The sequence below is a fragment of the Streptomyces sp. NPDC055955 genome (genome assembly GCF_042270245.1).
Lineage (GTDB): Bacteria > Actinomycetota > Actinomycetes > Streptomycetales > Streptomycetaceae > Streptomyces.
The window spans coordinates 94499-111198 of sequence record NZ_JBHJYS010000014.1 but is presented as its reverse complement, the minus strand read 5'-3'; the positions used below and the strand labels follow the sequence as shown (position 1 = coordinate 111198).

Below are 16700 nucleotides of genomic sequence, written 5' to 3'. Positions count from 1 at the left end.
TTCGCCCCGAGGACCAGGGAGATGGATCGTTTTCGCCCCTGGTCACCGGTCAGTACGCATTGCCACTCTTCGGTGATTTTTGTAAGGCTTTTTCGTGCGGTCCCACGGTCCCAGGGCCGAGGCCCCGGGGCACGCGTACGGCGGGCGTCTCACACGTTCGGGGGCGCCCCCTCGATCGGGCGTCCGAGCACACCCGGTCGCTGCTGCCACGGAAGGGGGCCCGCGGGCGGACGGTAGTCGACGCCGAGGGCGTCAAGGCGGCCGTAGTGGGCGGTCATTCGGCGCCGGAAGTCCGCGTAGTCACGCTCGGCGGGGGCGGGCAGGGCGCTCCAGGCGACCTCGGCGAAGGCGGCCAGGCGCGGGAACACCTGGTAGTCGACGCGCGCCTGGCTCTCCATCACCTCGGTCCACACGTTGGCCTGGGTGCCCAGGACATGACGCGCCTCCTCCTCGGTGAGCTGCGGGGGGACGGGCTCGAAGCGGTAGACGTCCTCCAGCGTGCGGACGTATCCGATGGGCATCGGCTCGTCGTCGCCCGGCGCCTGACGGTGGTCCAGATACACCTGCTGCTCCGGGCACATGACGACGTCGTGTCCGGCGCGGGCTGCGGTGATGCCGCCCGCGTAGCCGCGCCAGGACGACACGGCCGCGCCGGGCGCGAGGCCGCCCTCCAGGATCTCGTCCCAGCCGATGAGGCGACGGCCGCGTGCGGTGAGCCAGGTGTCGAAGTGCCGGATGAACCAGGACTGGAGCTCGTCCTCGTCCTTCAGGCCGAGTTCGGCGATCCGGGCCTGCGCGGCGGGCGACTGCTTCCACTGGTCCTTGGGGCACTCGTCGCCGCCGATGTGAATGAACGGCGAGACGTCGGCGGGGAAGAGGTCGAGGAGTTCCTCGAATACGCCCTCGTAGAAGCGCAGTGTCCGGTCGGTCGGCGCGAGTACGTTCGGGGTTACTCCCCAGTTGTCCCAGACGGTGAGGGAGGCGGTGTCGACGACGTCCGTGTTGCCGAGTTCCGGATAGGCCGAGATGGCAGCCTGGGAGTGGCCGGGGACATCGATCTCGGGGACGACGCGGATATGCCGTTCGGCGGCGTACGCGACGATCTCGCGGATGTCGTCCTGCGTGTAGAAGCCGCCGTGCGGACGGTCGTCCCACAGAGGGGAGGCACGGTGGCCAAATTTCGTGCGGGCGCGCCAGGCTCCGTGCTCCGTGAGCCGGGGGTGACGCTTGATCTCGATGCGCCATCCCTGGTCGTCGGTGAGGTGGAAGTGGAAGACGTTCAGTTTGTGCGCGGCGAGCAGGTCGAGATAGCGCAGGACCCCTTCCTTGGGCATGAAGTGGCGTGACACGTCGAGCATCAGGCCGCGCCAGGCGAAGCGGGGTGCGTCCTCGACGGCGCCGGTGGGGACGGTCCACCTGCGGCCCGGTTCGAGGGGTGCGCGCCGGAACGCGTCGGGGCCGAGGAGCTGACGGAAGGTCTGGGCACCCCAGAAGACCCCGGCCGCGCCGCCGCCTTCGATACGGACGGTGCGCCGGTCGACGGTCATCCGGTAGGCCTCCGGGCCGAGTTCCGGGTCGATGCGCAGCTCTATACGGGTTTCACCGTCGCGCAGGTCGGCGCCGGTGCCGGCGGGGGGCAGGCCGAGGCCCGTGGCCGCTGCGACGGTCGAGCGCAGCCAGCGGGCGACGCCCTCGGTACCAGCGGCGGCGTCGATCGTGGTGGCGTCGCCGAGTTCGTGGAGGCCGTCACCGGGCGCCGTCCGGCGGGGTGCGGGAATGAGATCTGCCGAAGTCACTGACATCAGTCCTTAACCGCGCCGCCGAGCCCGGACACCAGGCGCCGCTGTACGAGTACGAAGAAGACCAGTACCGGAATGGTCATTACCGTCGACGCCGCCATGATGCCGCCCCAGTCGTTCTCGTCGGGTTTGAAGAAGACGAGCAGGGCCATGGGCAGGGTCGACTGCGAGGTGTCGCTGATGATGAAGGACTTCGCGAACAGGAAGTCGTTCCAGGTGGAGATGAAGGAGAAGACGCTGGTCGCCACGAGGCCGGGAAAGACCAGCGGGAAAAGGATCTGCCACAGGAACCGGGCGCGGCTCGCCCCGTCGATGTACGCGGCCTCCTCAAGCGCTTCAGGGACGGCCTTCACAAAGCCCCGGAGCATCCACACGGCGAACGGCAGGGAGAACGCCAGGTGGGGCAGGATCAGTGAGCCGAGTGTGTTGAGCTGCCCGAAATCCCGCATGAGGAAGAAGAGCGGAATGGTGAGGGCCTCGACGGGCACCATCTGCGCGACCAGGAACATGATGAGAAGCGTCGTGCGGAACCTGAACCGGAACCTTGTCACCGCGGTCGCGGCGAGGAATGCGACGAGGCCGGAGATCACGACGACGGTGCCCGCGACGATCAGACTGTTGAGGAAGTACCGGCCGAATTCATCCTGTTGGAAGACGCGCCGGAAGGAGTCGAGCGAGGGCGCGAGCGTCCAGGGCCTCGGCTCTGCCGACTCGATCTCGCCGGCCGGTTTGAAGGCGCCGAGCACCATCCAGTAGAGGGGGAAGGCGACGACGAGGGCGATCAGGAGCGCGGACGCCTCGGCGGCGAGCCGCCACGGCCGTCGCGCCCTCACCCGTACCGGATTCACAGCTCCTCCCCTCTGCGGCGCAGGATGCGCAGGTGTCCGAGCGTGACGGCGAGCAGGATCAGCAGCATGACGACGCCGATCGCGGAGCCGAGGCCGTACTGGCTGGACGCGAAGGCCTTCTGGTACGCGTACACGTTGAGGACGAGGTTCTGGCCCGCGATGCCGCCGCCGTTCGTCATGACGTAGATCTGGGTGAACACCTTGAAGTCCCAGATGACCGACTGGACGGTGACGACGAGGAGGATCGGCCGCAGCATCGGGGCGAGCACCGAGCGCCAGATCCGCCACTGCGAGGCCCCGTCGAGCGCGGCCGCCTCGACGACCTCCGCCGGGACGGCCCTGATGCCCGCGTACACGGTGACCATCACGAACGGGAAGGAGCACCACACCACTTCGAGCAGGACGAGCGCGAAGGAGCTGTAGCGGCCGTACGTCCACGAGAAGTCGCCGAGCCCGAACACCCGGTTGACCGGGCCGAAGTCCGGGTCGAAGAGGAACATCCAGACCGTGGAGCCGGTCACGGCGGGGGTCGCCCAGGCGCCGAGCGCGGCCAGCATGAGGGCGAGCCGGGGCAGGGCGCGTACGCGGGTGAGCAGCACGGCGAGGGCGCAGCCGGCGGCGAGGGTGGAGACGACGCACGCGGCGGCGAACAGGACCGTGGCGAGCAGCACCTGCCAGAACTGCTCGTCGGCGAAGAGCGCCGCGTAGTTCCCGAGCCCCTGGAAGGTGGTCGGTTCGCCGCCGCTGACCTGGGCCTGGGTGTATTCGAGGAACGAGATCAGGCCGAGTTGCCAGACGGGGTAGACGAGGAGCCCGCCGAGGAGGAGCAGGGCGGGGGCGAGATAGAGCCAGGGGGTCCAGGCGCCGGTGCGGCGGACGGTGGAGTCGGTGGCCACGTGGTCAGCCCGCGGTGCGGAAGGCGGCGTCCATCTTCTTCGCCGCGTCCCGCGAGGCCGTCGCCACGTCCTTACGTCCGCTGACGATCTCCTGGAACATGGTCGGCAGGACCAGCGAGGCGTCTATCTGGCCCCAGGCGGGCGACGCGGGCACGAACTCGGCGCCGGCGCCGAGGGTCTTGATGAAGGGCGCGACGAAGGGCTCCTTCTTCGCGACGCTCTCGCGGACGTCCGTGTACGTGGGCAGGAAGCCCATCGCGTCGAAGAGTTCGCCCTGCGTCTTCTTCGAGGCGAGGCTCTTCATGAGGTCCACGGCGAGCGTGCGGTGCGAGGTGCTCCTGAGTACGCCGATGTTGTTGCCGCCCGCGAACGCCGGGGCGATGTCGCCCTTGTCCGTGCCGGGCAGCGGCACGACGGCGTACTTGCCCTTCACCGCGCCGTCCTCCATGGCCTGGTGGCTGAAGTCGCCGCCGATGGCCATGCCGGCCTTGCCTGAGGCGAACGCGGTGACGGTGTCGTTGCCGCCCATGCCCGCGCACTTCGCGGCGGGACAGTTGCCTTCGCCGAAGAGGGACGTGTACGCCTCGATGCCCTTGCGCGCGGCCGGGCTGTCGATGGCCGACTCGTACGATCCGCCCTTCTTCTCGGCGAGTTCGCCGCCCTGGGACCAGATGAAGGGCATGGCGCCGTAGGTGTAGGCACCGCCGACCGCGAGACCGTACAGGTCCGGCCTCTCCTTGTGGATCCTCCGTGCCGCGGTGGCGAGCTGTGCCTGTGTCGTCGGGACGTCGAGCTTGAGGGCCTTGAAGACGTCGGTGCGGTAGTAGAGGGCGCGTACGCCGACGAAGTAGGGGGCGCCGTAGATCTTTCCGTCGACGGTCACGGACTCCTCGGCCGTCGGGTCGGTGTCCTTGGCCTCGGGCCAGGCGCGGAACTCCTCGGTCACGTCGGCGAGGCCGCCGTCCTTGACGTATCCGGCGGTGTCGGTGTTGCCGTACTCGATGACGTCGGGGGCGCTCTTCGGGTCGTTGAAGGCGGCCTTGATCTTCTCGGCGCGGGTCTCGACGGGGATGTACTCGACCTTGACGTCGGCACCTTTGTGGGACTTCTCGAAGGCGGCGACGGCCGCGTCGACGACCTTCTGCTTCGGCCGGTTGTCGACCTCCTGGAAGAGCCAGACGCGCAGGGTCCCGCTCCTGTCGTCCCCGGCGGAGCCGTTGTCCGAGGTCCCGGGGGCGCAGGCGGTGGCGAGGGCAAGTGCGGCCAGGGGCAAGGCCATTCGGACGGGGAGCTTCATGGGGCAGCCTCCGAAGTGTCGTTGCAACATACGCAATGGCGGTTTTGCTGTGCACAACACTGAGGAGGCTAGGAGGTCCAGACCACTGAGCGCAACGGTTACGGAGGCAGCACAAAGGCCCCCATGGCGCGACAGATACGCACCTCGGGGGCCTTTCGCAGCAGCCTCAGGAACCTTCCGCGGCGGCGCGGGCGACCACTTCTCGCCCGCCGCCTCTCGCCCGCTCCCCCTTGCCCGCTACTTCTTGTCCTTGCCGCCCTTGTCCTTGTCGCCGCCGGCGCCCATGGACTCGTAGATCTCCTTGCACATGGGACACACGGGGTACTTCTTCGGGTCCCGGCCCGGCACCCAGACCTTGCCGCAGAGCGCGACGACCGGCGTCCCCTCGAGGGCGCTCGCCATGATCTTGTCCTTCTGGACATAGTGGGCGTAGCGCTCGTGGTCGCCGTCACCGTGCGATGTCTGCGGCGTCGGCTCTACGAGGGTCCCCGTACCTGTCCCGCGCTCGGGCTCAAGAGTGCTCATAAAGGCCAAGGGTACTGAAGCCCCGGGGGAAGGGTCAGCGGCCTCGGGGCGAAGGCCCCGCACCCCCGATTCCCGCCGATCACGGCACCGGCCGACGGCCTCAGTTGAGCGACGGATCGTCCGGATATGTCGCCACCATCGCCAGGTCACTGCGCTGACGTCGCAGCACCGCGCGCCACAGGCCCTCGGGATCCGTCGACGAGACGTCGCCCGGCTCCGACTCGACGACGTACCAGGCGCCGTCGGTCAGCTCGGACTCCAGCTGACGCGGGCCCCAGCCCGCGTACCCGGCGAAGATCCGCAGGGATCCGAGCGCCGAGGCGAGCAGCTCGGGAGGGGCCTCCAGGTCGACCAGGCCGATCGCGCCGTGCACGCGGCGCCAGCCGAGGGGCCCTTCGTCGCCGGGGATCACCGCGACGCCGAGCGCCGAGTCGAGCGAGACCGGGCCGCCCTGGAAGACGACGCCCGGATCGCCGGCGAGCGCGCCCCAGCCCTCCAGGATGTCGCCCACCCCGACCGGCGTGGGCCGGTTGAGGACGACGCCGAGCGAGCCCTCCTCGTCGTGGTCGAGGAGCAGCACGACCGCCCGGTCGAAGTTCGGGTCCGTGAGGGCGGGTGTGGCCACGAGCAGCCGCCCTGTGAGCGAGGACACCTCGGTCATGCCAGACATGATCCCGCATCTTGCCGCCGAGCGGGGAGTCAATGACTCTTCCCGGGTGCGCCCAGCTCAGAGACACCTCACGCGCCCGGGGCACGCGCCGCGAACCGGCCCTGGAAGGTGACCCTCCGCGCCCGTTTAGCGACATTTCGTGTTGTAGCGAAGTCATGACGTCCCCCTGGCGCACTTGGGCTTACGGAAGGGGGGTAGGCGGCCCTTAGGCTTATGCCTTGGCCCGCCCAGCGGCCCGGCCCGAAAGGCCTCGCCCGACGGCTCCGCCCTGCGGTCCTGCCCATCTGTCCTGTCCATCTCATCGGAACGCGAGATTCATGACCGTCACCGACGATGTACTGCTTGTCCACGGCGGAACCCCGCTGGAGGGCGAGATCCGTGTCCGCGGCGCGAAGAACCTCGTGCCCAAGGCCATGGTCGCCGCGCTGCTCGGCAGCGAGCCGAGCCGGCTGCGCAATGTCCCGGACATCCGCGACGTCCGGGTCGTACGCGGCCTCCTCCAGCTGCACGGCGTGACGGTCCGCCCGGGTGAGGAACCCGGCGAGCTGATCATGGATCCCTCGCACGTGGAGAGCGCCAACGTCGCCGACATCGACGCGCACGCGGGCTCCTCGCGCATTCCGATCCTGCTGTGCGGGCCGCTCCTGCACCGGCTCGGCCACGCGTTCATCCCGGGGCTCGGCGGCTGCGACATCGGCGGCCGGCCGATCGACTTCCACTTCGAGGTGCTCCGCCAGTTCGGCGCGACCATCGAGAAGCGGGCGGACGGCCAGTACCTGGAGGCCCCGCAGCGGCTGCGCGGCACGAAGATCCGGCTGCCGTACCCGTCGGTCGGCGCGACCGAGCAGGTCCTCCTGACGGCCGTGCTGGCCGAGGGCGTGACCGAGCTCTCGAACGCGGCCGTGGAGCCCGAGATCGAGGACCTCATCTGCGTTCTGCAGAAGATGGGCGCGATCATCGCCATGGACACCGACCGGACCATCCGGGTCACGGGTGTCGACAAGCTGGGCGGCTACACGCACCGCGCTCTCTCGGACCGCCTGGAGGCCGCGTCGTGGGCGTCGGCCGCGCTGGCGACCGAGGGCAACATCTACGTCCGCGGCGCCCAGCAGCGCTCGATGATGACGTTCCTGAACACGTACCGCAAGGTCGGCGGCGCCTTCGAGATCGACGACGAGGGCATCCGCTTCTGGCACCCGGGCGGCTCGCTGAAGTCGATCGCCCTGGAGACGGACGTCCACCCCGGCTTCCAGACCGACTGGCAGCAGCCGCTCGTCGTGGCCCTGACGCAGGCCTCGGGCCTGTCCATCGTCCACGAGACGGTCTACGAGTCCCGCCTCGGCTTCACGTCCGCGCTGAACCAGATGGGCGCGCACATCCAGCTCTACCGCGAGTGCCTGGGCGGCTCGGACTGCCGCTTCGGCCAGCGCAACTTCCTGCACTCCGCGGTCGTGTCGGGCCCGACGAAGCTCCAGGGCGCCGACCTGGTCATCCCCGACCTGCGCGGCGGCTTCTCGTACCTGATCGCCGCCCTGGCCGCCCAGGGCACGAGCCGCGTCCACGGCATCGACCTGATCAACCGCGGCTACGAGAACTTCATGGAGAAGCTCGTCGAGCTCGGCGCGAAGGTCGAGCTGCCGGGCAAGGCACTGGGCTAGCCACACGCTCCGCCGAAGGCCCGGGGGCATCCCCCGGGCCTTCGGCATGGAGAAGCTCGTCGGGCTCGGCGCGAAGGTCGAGCTGCCGGGCAGGGCGCCGGGCCGGTCACACGCCACCACAGGCCCTGCCGGGGCCCTTCCTGAGCGCCGGCAGGGCCCCGTGACAACACAGAAGGGGCGGCCACCCGAACCGGGTGGCCGCCCCTTGTGCTGCCTGGCTTACTTGCCCTTGGCGGCTTCCTTGAGCTTGGAGCCCGCGGACACCTTCACGCTGAAACCGGCCGGGATGTTGATCGGCTCGCCGGTCTGCGGGTTGCGGGCGGTGCGAGCGGCACGGTGCGTGCGCTCGAAGGTCAGGAAGCCGGGGATGGTGACCTTCTCGTCGCCCTTGGCGACGATCTCGCCGACCGTCTCGGCGAACGCGGCCAGCACGGCGTCGGCGTCCTTGCGGGTCACCTCGGCGCGGTCGGCCAGCGCGGCCACCAGCTCACTGCGGTTCATGTTTGTACTCCCGTGTTCTTCTTGCCGTTGAGGCGTGCCACGCGGCGGAGCCGCATGTTGGGCACAGCGAAGCCGATGCTGCCAGGGTCCTCGGTCAGGCCCCGGACCCGGGTCCGTCTTCAGACCCTCGCGCCCGAAGACGCATCCTGCCCCCACCAGCGGCGGGAAAGCCAATCCGGCGCCCTTGGGGGTCACACGGATTGCGTCGCCGTCCCGCTGTGGGGCGGGGTGGGGCCGTGCTTCCCGGCCACCCTAGAGGGCGGCCAGGGGCCCCGCATTCCGCGACGCGCCGGGCCTCAGGAGGCCGTGGCGCCCGTCACAGCACCGCCGACGGCCTTGGCGGCGTTGCGCACCGCTCCGGCGACGGCGCCCGCGACCTTGTCGTTGAAGACGCTCGGAATGATGTAGTTCGGGTTGAGCTCGTCCTCGCTCACCACGTCCGCCAGGGCGGCCGCGGCGGCCAGCATCATCTCCGTGTTGACCGTACGCGACTGGGCGTCGAGGAGGCCACGGAAGACGCCCGGGAACACGAGGACGTTGTTGATCTGGTTCGGGAAGTCCGAGCGGCCCGTGGCCACAACTGCCGCCGTCTGACGGGCGATTGCGGGGTCGACCTCGGGGTCGGGGTTCGCGAGCGCGAACACGATCGCACCCTCGGCCATGGCCGCCACGTCGTCGCCGTCGAGCACGTTCGGAGCGGAGACTCCGATGAACACGTCGGCGCCGCGCACGGCCTCCTTGAGCGTGCCCGTGAGGCCCTCGGGGTTGGTGTTGTCGGCGATCCAGCGCAGCGGCGAATCGGCCTGGGCGTCGACGAGATCCGCGCGGTCCGCGTGCACGACACCGTGGATGTCGGCGACGACCGCGTTCTTGACGCCGGCCGCGATCAGGAGCTTGAGAATCGCCGTGCCGGCCGCGCCCGCGCCGGACATGACGACGCGGATGTCGCCGATGGCCTTACCCGCGACACGCAGGGCGTTCGTCAGGGCGGCGAGGACGACGATGGCCGTGCCGTGCTGGTCGTCGTGGAAGACCGGGATGTCGAGGGCCTCGCGCAGGCGGGCCTCGATCTCGAAGCAGCGCGGGGCGGAGATGTCCTCGAGGTTGATGCCCGCGAAGCCGGGGGCGATGGCCTTGACGATCTCGACGATCGCGTCGGTGTCCTGGGTGTCCAGGCAGATCGGCCAGGCATCGATGTCGGCGAAGCGCTTGAAGAGGGCCGCCTTGCCCTCCATGACCGGCATGGCGGCCATCGGGCCGATGTTGCCGAGGCCGAGCACCGCGGAGCCGTCCGTCACGACCGCAACGGTGTTCCGCTTGATCGTCAGACGCCGGGCGTCCTCGGGGTTCTCGGCGATCGCCATGCACACGCGGGCCACACCCGGCGTGTAGACCATGGACAGGTCGTCACGGTTGCGGATGGGGTGCTTCGACTGCATCTCGATCTTGCCGCCGAGGTGCATCAGGAACGTACGGTCGGAGACCTTGCCGAGGATGACGCCCTCGATGCCGCTCAGGCCCTCGACGATCTCGTCGGCGTGCGCGGTGGAGCTCGCGGCGATCGTGACGTCGATCCGGAGTTTCTCGTGGCCGGACGCCGTCACGTCGAGACCGGTCACCGAGCCTCCGTGGGACTCCACGGCCGTCGTGAGTTGGGATACCGCTGTTCCGCTGGCGGGCACCTCAAGGCGGACCGTCATCGAGTAGGAGACGCTGGGCGCCGTTGCCATGGCCGACTTCCTCTGCTTTCACCGTGTGGCTGCTGCTGTTTTTCCGTCCGATCGTCGCACCTACCGCTGAGTACGTGGTAGCCGCCCCGGATTGCGAACGTTTTGTTCACTGCCCGGACAGCACCTCGGTCGCGCACTTTCGGAAAGTTGTTTCCACCATACGAGAAGTGACAGGAAACAGAAAGAGGTCCACGTCAGCTGACGTGGACCTCTCACTTACGTTGACGACACCGACCCGCCATGCTCGCCTCGCGGCAAGTGGTCGCTCGTAGCGACGAAGGTTGGGCCCGGGGGCTTGGATCGAGCCGGTGCCACGTCCAAGGTAACAAAGGATCCCCGTAAGGCAATTCCCATCCCTCGAACTCATTCACGGAGCAGGTCCGGCACCCCGCCCTCGTCCGGTTCGTCGCGGCTGCCCGAAACGACCGTGAGCTGCTGCGTGGCGCGGGTCAGCGCCACGTACAGGACGCGCAGGCCCGCCGGGGACTCGTCGGCGATCTCCGCGGGCGACACGACGACCGTCGCGTCGTACTCCAGGCCCTTGGCCTCCAGGCTGCCGAGCGCGACCACGCGGTCGCCGAGCCCCGCCAGCCAGCGCGCCGCCTCGTCCCGCCGGTTCATCGCGACGACGACGCCGACCGTGCCGTCGACCTGGTCGAGCAGGCGCGCCGCCTCCTCGCGGACGGTGTGCCCGAGGCCCTCCTGTACGACCGCGAACCGGGGACGCACGCCCGTCGAGCGGACCGCCGACGGGGACTCGGAGCCCGGCATGGCGAGCGCGAGGACCTTGGCGGCGAGTTCGGCGATCTCGGCCGGGTTGCGGTAGTTCACGGTGAGGGTGAAGCGGCGGCGGGGACGGGAGCCGAGGGCCTCGTCGCGGGCCTCGGCCGCCTCGTCCGGGTCCGACCAGGACGACTGGGCGGGGTCGCCGACCACCGTCCAGGTCGCGTGCCGGCCGCGGCGGCCGACCATCCGCCACTGCATGGGCGTGAGGTCCTGCGCCTCGTCGACGATGACGTGCGCGTACTCCGTGCGCTCCTGGGCCAGGCGCTCGGCGCGCTCGCGCTGCGTCTCCTCGCGCGAGGGCATCAGCTCCTCGAGACCGGTGAGCTGGTCGAGGGGGTCGTACTCGCGCTTCTTCTTCGGGCGTACGGGGGTGCCGAGGACCGCGTTCAGCTCGTCGAGGAGCGCCACGTCGTGCACCGACAGGTCGTCGCGGCGCAGCGAGCGGGCGACCTTGCGGACCTCACCGGGGTTGAGGATCCGGCGGGCCCAGCGGCCGAGGCGGCGCTCGTCGCCCATCGCGGCGAGGACACCGCGCGGGGTGAGCTCGGGCCACCACGCGTCGAGGAAGCGCAGGAAGTCGTCCTCGGAGGTGATGTCGTCGTCGAACGAGGAGCGCAGCTCCGCGGCGAGTTCCGGGTCGCTGTGGCGGGTGCCCGCGCCGGACTGCGACCACAGGGCGTCCAGGAGGAGCTTGCGGGCGCGCGGGCGCAGCAGGTTGACGGGGGCGGTGCCGCTCAGCGCGTTCTGGCGGATCCTCGCCAGGTCGGCGGCCTCCAGCTCCAGGCGGCGGCCGAAGGCGACGACGCGCAGGCGCGTGGGCTGCTCGACGGGGGCCGGCCTGTCGTCGGGCTCCTCGCCGAAGGCCAGCTGGCCCGTGCCCTGCTGCGGGTCCTGCGTGCCCAGTTCGAGCGCGCCGCGCGCGGCCTTGCGCAGGACGCGCAGCATCCGCGAGGAGCCCTTGACGCGGGCCACCGCCGGGGAGTCGTAGACCGTGGCCTCCGCGCCGTCGACCAGGGAGCCGACCGCGCGGATCGCGACCTGGCCCTCCTCGCCGAGCGAGGGCAGGACGCCCTCGGTGTAGGCGACGAGGAGCGGCGTCGGGGAGACGATCAGGATGCCGCCCGCGTACCGGCGGCGGTCCTGGTAGAGCAGATACGCGGCGCGGTGCAGGGCGACGGCCGTCTTGCCGGTGCCGGGTCCCCCCTCCACGTACGTCACGGACGCGGCGGGGGCCCGGATCACGAGGTCCTGCTCGGCCTGGATGGACGCCACGATGTCGCGCATGGTGTGGCTGCGGGCCTGGCCGAGGGCGGCCATCAGGGCGCCGTCGCCGATGACGGGCAGCTGCTCGCCGTCGAGGTACGCGGTCAGCTCGGGGCGCATCAGGTCGTCCTCGACGCCGAGCACCTTGCGGCCCTTGGAGCGGATGACCCGGCGGCGTACGACCCGTCCCGGATCGACCGGCGTCGAGCGGTAGAAGGGCGCGGCGGCCGGCGCGCGCCAGTCGATGACCAGGGGCGAGTAGTCGGCGTCCAGGACGCCGATCCTGCCGATGTGGAGCGTCTCGGCGATGTCGGCGGTCCGCTTCCCGTCCGCGTCCTCGCGCACGGACCCCTCGGCGGGCTCCACGGCCGTGTACGCGCCGTCGGGGCCCTTCTTGCCGTCCTTGCCGAGCAGCAGGTCGATCCGGCCGAAGAGGAAGTCCTCGAACTCGTTGTTGAGGCGGTTGAGGTGGATCCCCGCGCGGAACACCTGGGCGTCGCGCTCGGCGAGGGCGCCGGGCGTGCCGACCTGTCCCCGCTGGGCCGCGTCGTTCATCAGGAACTCGGCCTCGTGGATCTTTTCCTCGAGCCGGCGGTACACCTGGTCGAGGTGTTCCTGTTCGACACCGACCTCGCGGTCCCGGACGGAATCGTGATCCTGGTCGAGCGCGGTCTGCTGATGAGCCTGAGCGGCCACCGGGCCCCCTTCTGACGTGCTGGGCAGCCGTCAAAGGTACGCGAAGGGAGGCCCGCGAGGCTACGCATCCGGCTGCCGGGGCTACGCGTCGACCTCCACGAGGCGTTTGCCGTCGAGCGTCTCGACCTCGAAGTGGTCGATGGCGTTGCGCTCGAACGCGGCGCCCCCGTGCACGTACAAGGGGTACTTCGACGCCTCGTGCTTGCTGTTGGGAATGCCGTAACCCCACTTCGGCACGGCCCAGGTGGTGACCGTCTCGCGCCGGCCGTTCTTGCCGACCGCGACCAGCGAGCAGGTGAGCGGGCCCTTGACGTTCTTCAGCTCCAGGACGGTGTGGGTGCCCCAGGCCTTCTTCTCCATGCCGATGGTGGCGGTGACCTTCGTGGCCGGGTCGGTCGCCCTGACCTTCTCGTCCATGTGGTTGAAGAAGGCGTCCTCGGCGGGGCTGGTGGGGTGGGGAGACGCGGTGTCGTGCGTGCCGCCGCCGTTCACCGCCATCACCGTCAGCGGTCCGCCGATGATCAGCGCGGCCGCGGCCGCCACCAGGTACATCCCACGGCGGCGCTTGCGCGCCCGCCGCTGCGCCACCTCGTCGAAGAGCCGGCCGGCGAGCCGGTCGCTCGGGCGGGCGCCGAGCTGCGCGCCGAGGCGTTCTCTGCCGGGGGTGCCCTGCGGCTCGGGGAGATCCGCGAGCGCGGCGAGCATCGGCTCCATGCCGGCGAACTCCTCCAGCTGGCGCGCGCACAGCTCGCACCCCGCCAGATGCGCCTCGAAGGCGCTCGCCTCGGCGTCGTCGAGGACGCCGAGCACGTAGGCGCCGACCGTCTCGTGAACGTCACCGGACCCATGCGGTCCGTAGTCGTCGTACGAGGCACTCATGCCGTCACCCCCCGCTCCTCCAGCGCCAGCTTCATGGAACGCAGCGCGTAGAACACCCGTGAGCGCACCGTTCCGCTGGGAATACCGAGTGTCGCGGCCGCCTCGTTGACCGTACGCCCCTTGAAGTACGTCTCCACCAGCACCTCGCGGTGGGCAGGCGTCAGGTCCTCGAGCGCATCCGAAAGCGTCATCAGCCACAGCGCCTTGTCGATCTCGTCCTCCGCGGGGATGACCTCCAGCGGCGACGGATCGACCTCCTGCGGCCGGGCCTGCCGGCTGCGGTGAGCGTCGATGACGATGCGCCGGGCGACCGTCACCAGCCAGGGGCGTACCGAACCGGTCGCTCGGTTGAGCTGACCGGCGTTCTTCCAGGCACGGATGAGCGTTTCCTGCACGACGTCCTCGGCACGCTGCCGGTCCCCCGCCACCAGCCGGAGCACATAGGCGAGAAGGGGACCCGCGTGCTCGCGGTAGAGCGCGCGCATCAGCTCCTCGTCGGGCTCGGGAGGCTGCGGCGCGCGATGTCGTGCCCTCGGCGGGCGTTCATCGGCCACGGCGGAATCCTTGCGCACGCCTACCTCCGCTGTCCCCTGGTTGAGCGTTCCGGCTTGGTCGCCGCTCGGCTGGACGCACCCCAGTACGCAAGCGGGCCGCGAAGCGTTCAAACGATCTGCCGGGACATGCCAAAAGAGGTTCGGGGAGGTGTTCGGGGGATCCTCAGGCCCGGGCGAGCGCCGCCCTGCGACGGTGCCGCGCCACCCGCTCGCGGTTGCCGCACACCTCGCTGGAGCACCAGCGACGGCGCCGTCCCCGGGACGTGTCGAGGTAGATGATCGGGCAGCTGTCGCCCTCGCAGCGGCGCAGACAGGAGCGGGCGACCGGGTCCGTGAGCAGTTCCACGGCGTCGCGGGCGACGGCCGCGAGCAGCTCGCGGCAGCCGGGGTCGGTGTGCAGGTCCCTGACAAGAGTGCCGTCGGTGCGGCGGGTCGCGCGGGGCGCGGGCGGCGCCGCGCGGGCGAGGGCGTTGACCCGCTCCAGGGAGCCGGACGCGGGCCTGCCGTCGAGTTCGCCGCGCACCAACCGGCCGATGTGGCCGCGCAGTTCCTGCACGGCGTCGAGCCAGGCCGCGTCGGCGTCGCGCAGCGGCGTGTCCGCGGGCACGAGCCCCGAGCCGACCAGCCAGGCCCGCAGCCGCCCCACCGAGTCGAGCCGTTCGTCGGGATGCGCCGTGGCCAGGAGATCCAGCGAACTGCGCCCGGAGTCGAAGCGCAGCTCGTACGAGGACGAGGACGATGGCGATGCCATGTCCCTACAGTGCCCGCACGCACGCACCGCCGGAACCCCTGGTGCCGGGCCCCTCACGAAGGGTTCACGGACGGGCCGGCGGACCGTCGTGCAGGATCCGCTGGAAGAGGTGGTGATCGCGCCAGCGGCCGTTGATGTGGAGGTACTCGGGAGCGGTCCCGTAACGCTCGAACCCGCAGGCGGCGAGGACACGCTGGGAAGCGTGGTTGTCCAGCAGGGTACTGGCGTCGACGCGGTGCAGGCCGAGCTCGTCGCGGGCGGCCCGGCACACCTCCCGCACCGCCCTGCGGGCGAGGCCGCGGCCCACGTATCCGGCGTCGATCCAGTAGCCGAGCGAGGCGCTGCGGAACGGTCCGAGCACGATGCCGGAGAGATCCGCGCGGCCGATGACGAGGTCGCCGTCGGTCACGACCCAGCGCGCGCTCCCCGGCTCGGCGAGCCGCGCCGCCTGACCGGCCGCGGTGCAGAACTCGGGCCCCCGCCACGGCTCGAAGGGCCGCAGGTGTGCACGGTTGCGCCGATAGGCGTCGGCGATGGCCTGCGCGTCGGCGGGCTCGGCGGGGCGGACCTGAAAGGCGTCGGTGACCATCCGCCCACGGTAGCCGGGCGCGCGCCGGCTCCGAACTCCCTTACTCCGTCCCGTACTTGGAGTCCGCCGCCGGGTCCAGGGCCAGGCGGTAGCCGCGTTTGACCACCGTCTGGATCAGCTTCGGGGCGCCGAGCGCCGTGCGCAGTCTGGCCATCGCCGTCTCCACCGCGTGTTCGTCGCTGCCCGCGCCGGGCAGCGCGCGCAGCAGTTCGGCACGCGGCACGACCCAGCCGGGCCGGCGCGACAGGGAGCGCAGGAGCGACATCCCGGCGGGCGGCACCGGGCGCAGGTCGCCGTCGACCAGGACGGCCTGCCCGCGGATCTCCACGCGGTGACCCGCGACCGGCAACGTACGCGCCCTGCCCGGGAGTTCGGCGCACAGGAGCTGGACGAGCGGGCCGAGCCGGAAACGTTCGGGCTGCACGGTGTCCACGCCGTGGGCCTGGAGCGGCAGCGCGGTCACGGGACCGACGCAGGCGGGCAGGACGTCGTGATGCAGAGCGGCGAGCAGCTCCGTCAGTTGGCCCCGCAGTTCGGCCCGGGAGAGCAGGGACACGGCGGCGGGCGCGCTGGTGAACGTGAGCGCGTCGACGCCCCGGCTGAGCGTCGCGTCGAGCAGCCGGTCGAGGGGTGCTGTGTCCTCCGGCGGCATCCACCGGTACACCGGCACGCCCACGACGTCGGCGCCCGCCTCGCGCAGCGCCTCGACGAAGCCGGGCAGCGGCTCGCCGTGCAGCTGGACGGCGACCCGGCGGCCGTCGACGCCCTCGTCGAGGAGCCGTTCGAGGACCTCCGCCATCGACTCGGACGACGGGGACCACTCCTCGGTGAGCCCGGCGGCCCTGACGGCGCCCTTGACCTTGGGCCCGCGGGCGAGCAGCTCCACGCCGCGCAGCCGGGCGACGAGCGCCTCGCCCAGGCCCCAGCCGTCGGCGGCCTCGATCCAGCCGCGGAACCCGATGGCGGTGGTCGCGACGACGACGTCGGGCGCGTGGTCGACGATGTCCTTGGTCGCCGCGAGGAGCTCGCTGTCGTCGGCGAGCGGGACGATGCGCAGCGCGGGTGCGTGCAGGACGGCCGCGCCGCGCCGCTGGAGCAGCGCGCCGAGCTCGTCGGCGCGGCGCGCGGCGGTCACGCCCACGGTGAAGCCCGCGAGGGGGCCGTGCTGCCCCGCCGGGGGGTCCTGCTGTGCGTCGTACATGTGGCTCTCGTCCCGCTCGGGTGGTTCTGCCGGGGTCGACCGAGCCTGTCAGGATCC

At 70.9% G+C, this 16700-nt stretch carries 15 protein-coding genes; 1 reads left to right on the top strand and 14 read right to left on the bottom strand.

From position 1 onward, the window contains the following. Positions 1-149 precede the first annotated feature (149 nt). The 6 genes from ACFC96_RS26850 to ACFC96_RS26825 all read right to left on the bottom strand — a co-directional run bounded on the left by ACFC96_RS26850 (position 150) and on the right by ACFC96_RS26825 (position 6026). The gene (locus tag ACFC96_RS26850) at positions 150-1802 is read right to left on the bottom strand and encodes a beta-N-acetylhexosaminidase (RefSeq protein ID WP_376614501.1); all 1653 of its coding nucleotides are present in this window, start codon (positions 1800-1802) and stop codon (positions 150-152) included. Next, entirely contained in the window at positions 1802-2647 is an 846-nt protein-coding gene (locus ACFC96_RS26845; RefSeq protein WP_376256692.1) for a carbohydrate ABC transporter permease, read from the bottom strand. Before ACFC96_RS26845 ends, ACFC96_RS26850 begins: the two co-directional genes overlap by 1 nt. Further along, the gene (locus ACFC96_RS26840) at positions 2644-3543 is read right to left on the bottom strand and encodes a carbohydrate ABC transporter permease (protein WP_376256693.1); all 900 of its coding nucleotides are present in this window, start codon (positions 3541-3543) and stop codon (positions 2644-2646) included. Before ACFC96_RS26840 ends, ACFC96_RS26845 begins: the two co-directional genes overlap by 4 nt. A 4-nt stretch (positions 3544-3547) precedes the next feature. Further along, on the bottom strand, positions 3548-4840 hold the full coding sequence (locus ACFC96_RS26835; protein ID WP_376614499.1) for an extracellular solute-binding protein: 1293 nt from the start codon (positions 4838-4840) through the stop codon (positions 3548-3550). Between the two features lie 237 nt (positions 4841-5077). Next, on the bottom strand, positions 5078-5365 hold the full coding sequence (locus ACFC96_RS26830; RefSeq protein WP_100593929.1) for a DUF3039 domain-containing protein: 288 nt from the start codon (positions 5363-5365) through the stop codon (positions 5078-5080). Positions 5366-5465: 100 nt separating this feature from the next. Then, a complete protein-coding gene (locus ACFC96_RS26825; RefSeq protein WP_376256697.1) occupies positions 5466-6026 on the bottom strand; it encodes a YqgE/AlgH family protein in 561 nt (186 codons plus the stop codon). Between the two features lie 326 nt (positions 6027-6352). Between ACFC96_RS26825 and murA the strand changes: the two genes are divergently transcribed. After that, positions 6353-7693 carry a UDP-N-acetylglucosamine 1-carboxyvinyltransferase gene (gene murA, locus ACFC96_RS26820; RefSeq protein WP_100593927.1) on the top strand — a complete coding sequence of 447 codons (1341 nt, stop codon included), beginning with the start codon at positions 6353-6355 and terminating at the stop codon, positions 7691-7693. Between the two features lie 219 nt (positions 7694-7912). On the opposite strand, the gene ACFC96_RS26815 is transcribed toward murA, so the two are convergent. The 8 genes from ACFC96_RS26815 to ACFC96_RS26780 form a co-directional block, all read right to left on the bottom strand. Then, complete coding sequence (locus ACFC96_RS26815; RefSeq protein WP_030680681.1) at positions 7913-8194, bottom strand: HU family DNA-binding protein; 282 nt, start codon at positions 8192-8194, stop codon at positions 7913-7915. A 296-nt stretch (positions 8195-8490) separates the two neighbouring features. Beyond that, entirely contained in the window at positions 8491-9924 is a 1434-nt protein-coding gene (locus ACFC96_RS26810) for an NAD-dependent malic enzyme (protein ID WP_376256699.1), read from the bottom strand. 363 nt (positions 9925-10287) lie between these two features. Continuing rightward, the gene (locus ACFC96_RS26805; RefSeq protein WP_376614497.1) at positions 10288-12669 is read right to left on the bottom strand and encodes a HelD family protein; all 2382 of its coding nucleotides are present in this window, start codon (positions 12667-12669) and stop codon (positions 10288-10290) included. Positions 12670-12750: 81 nt separating this feature from the next. Continuing rightward, a complete protein-coding gene (locus ACFC96_RS26800; RefSeq protein WP_376256703.1) occupies positions 12751-13548 on the bottom strand; it encodes an anti-sigma factor family protein in 798 nt (265 codons plus the stop codon). Then, on the bottom strand, positions 13545-14120 hold the full coding sequence (locus ACFC96_RS26795; protein WP_227295039.1) for a sigma-70 family RNA polymerase sigma factor: 576 nt from the start codon (positions 14118-14120) through the stop codon (positions 13545-13547). The genes ACFC96_RS26800 and ACFC96_RS26795 overlap by 4 nt, the downstream gene beginning before the upstream one ends. A gap of 145 nt (positions 14121-14265) precedes the next feature. Next, complete coding sequence (locus ACFC96_RS26790) at positions 14266-14853, bottom strand: CGNR zinc finger domain-containing protein (protein WP_376614495.1); 588 nt, start codon at positions 14851-14853, stop codon at positions 14266-14268. A gap of 64 nt (positions 14854-14917) precedes the next feature. Beyond that, positions 14918-15442, bottom strand: coding sequence for a GNAT family N-acetyltransferase (locus ACFC96_RS26785; RefSeq protein ID WP_376256706.1), 525 nt, complete (start codon positions 15440-15442; stop codon positions 14918-14920). Between the two features lie 40 nt (positions 15443-15482). Then, entirely contained in the window at positions 15483-16643 is a 1161-nt protein-coding gene (locus ACFC96_RS26780; protein WP_376614494.1) for a uroporphyrinogen-III synthase, read from the bottom strand. Between the last annotated feature and the right edge of the window lie 57 nt (positions 16644-16700).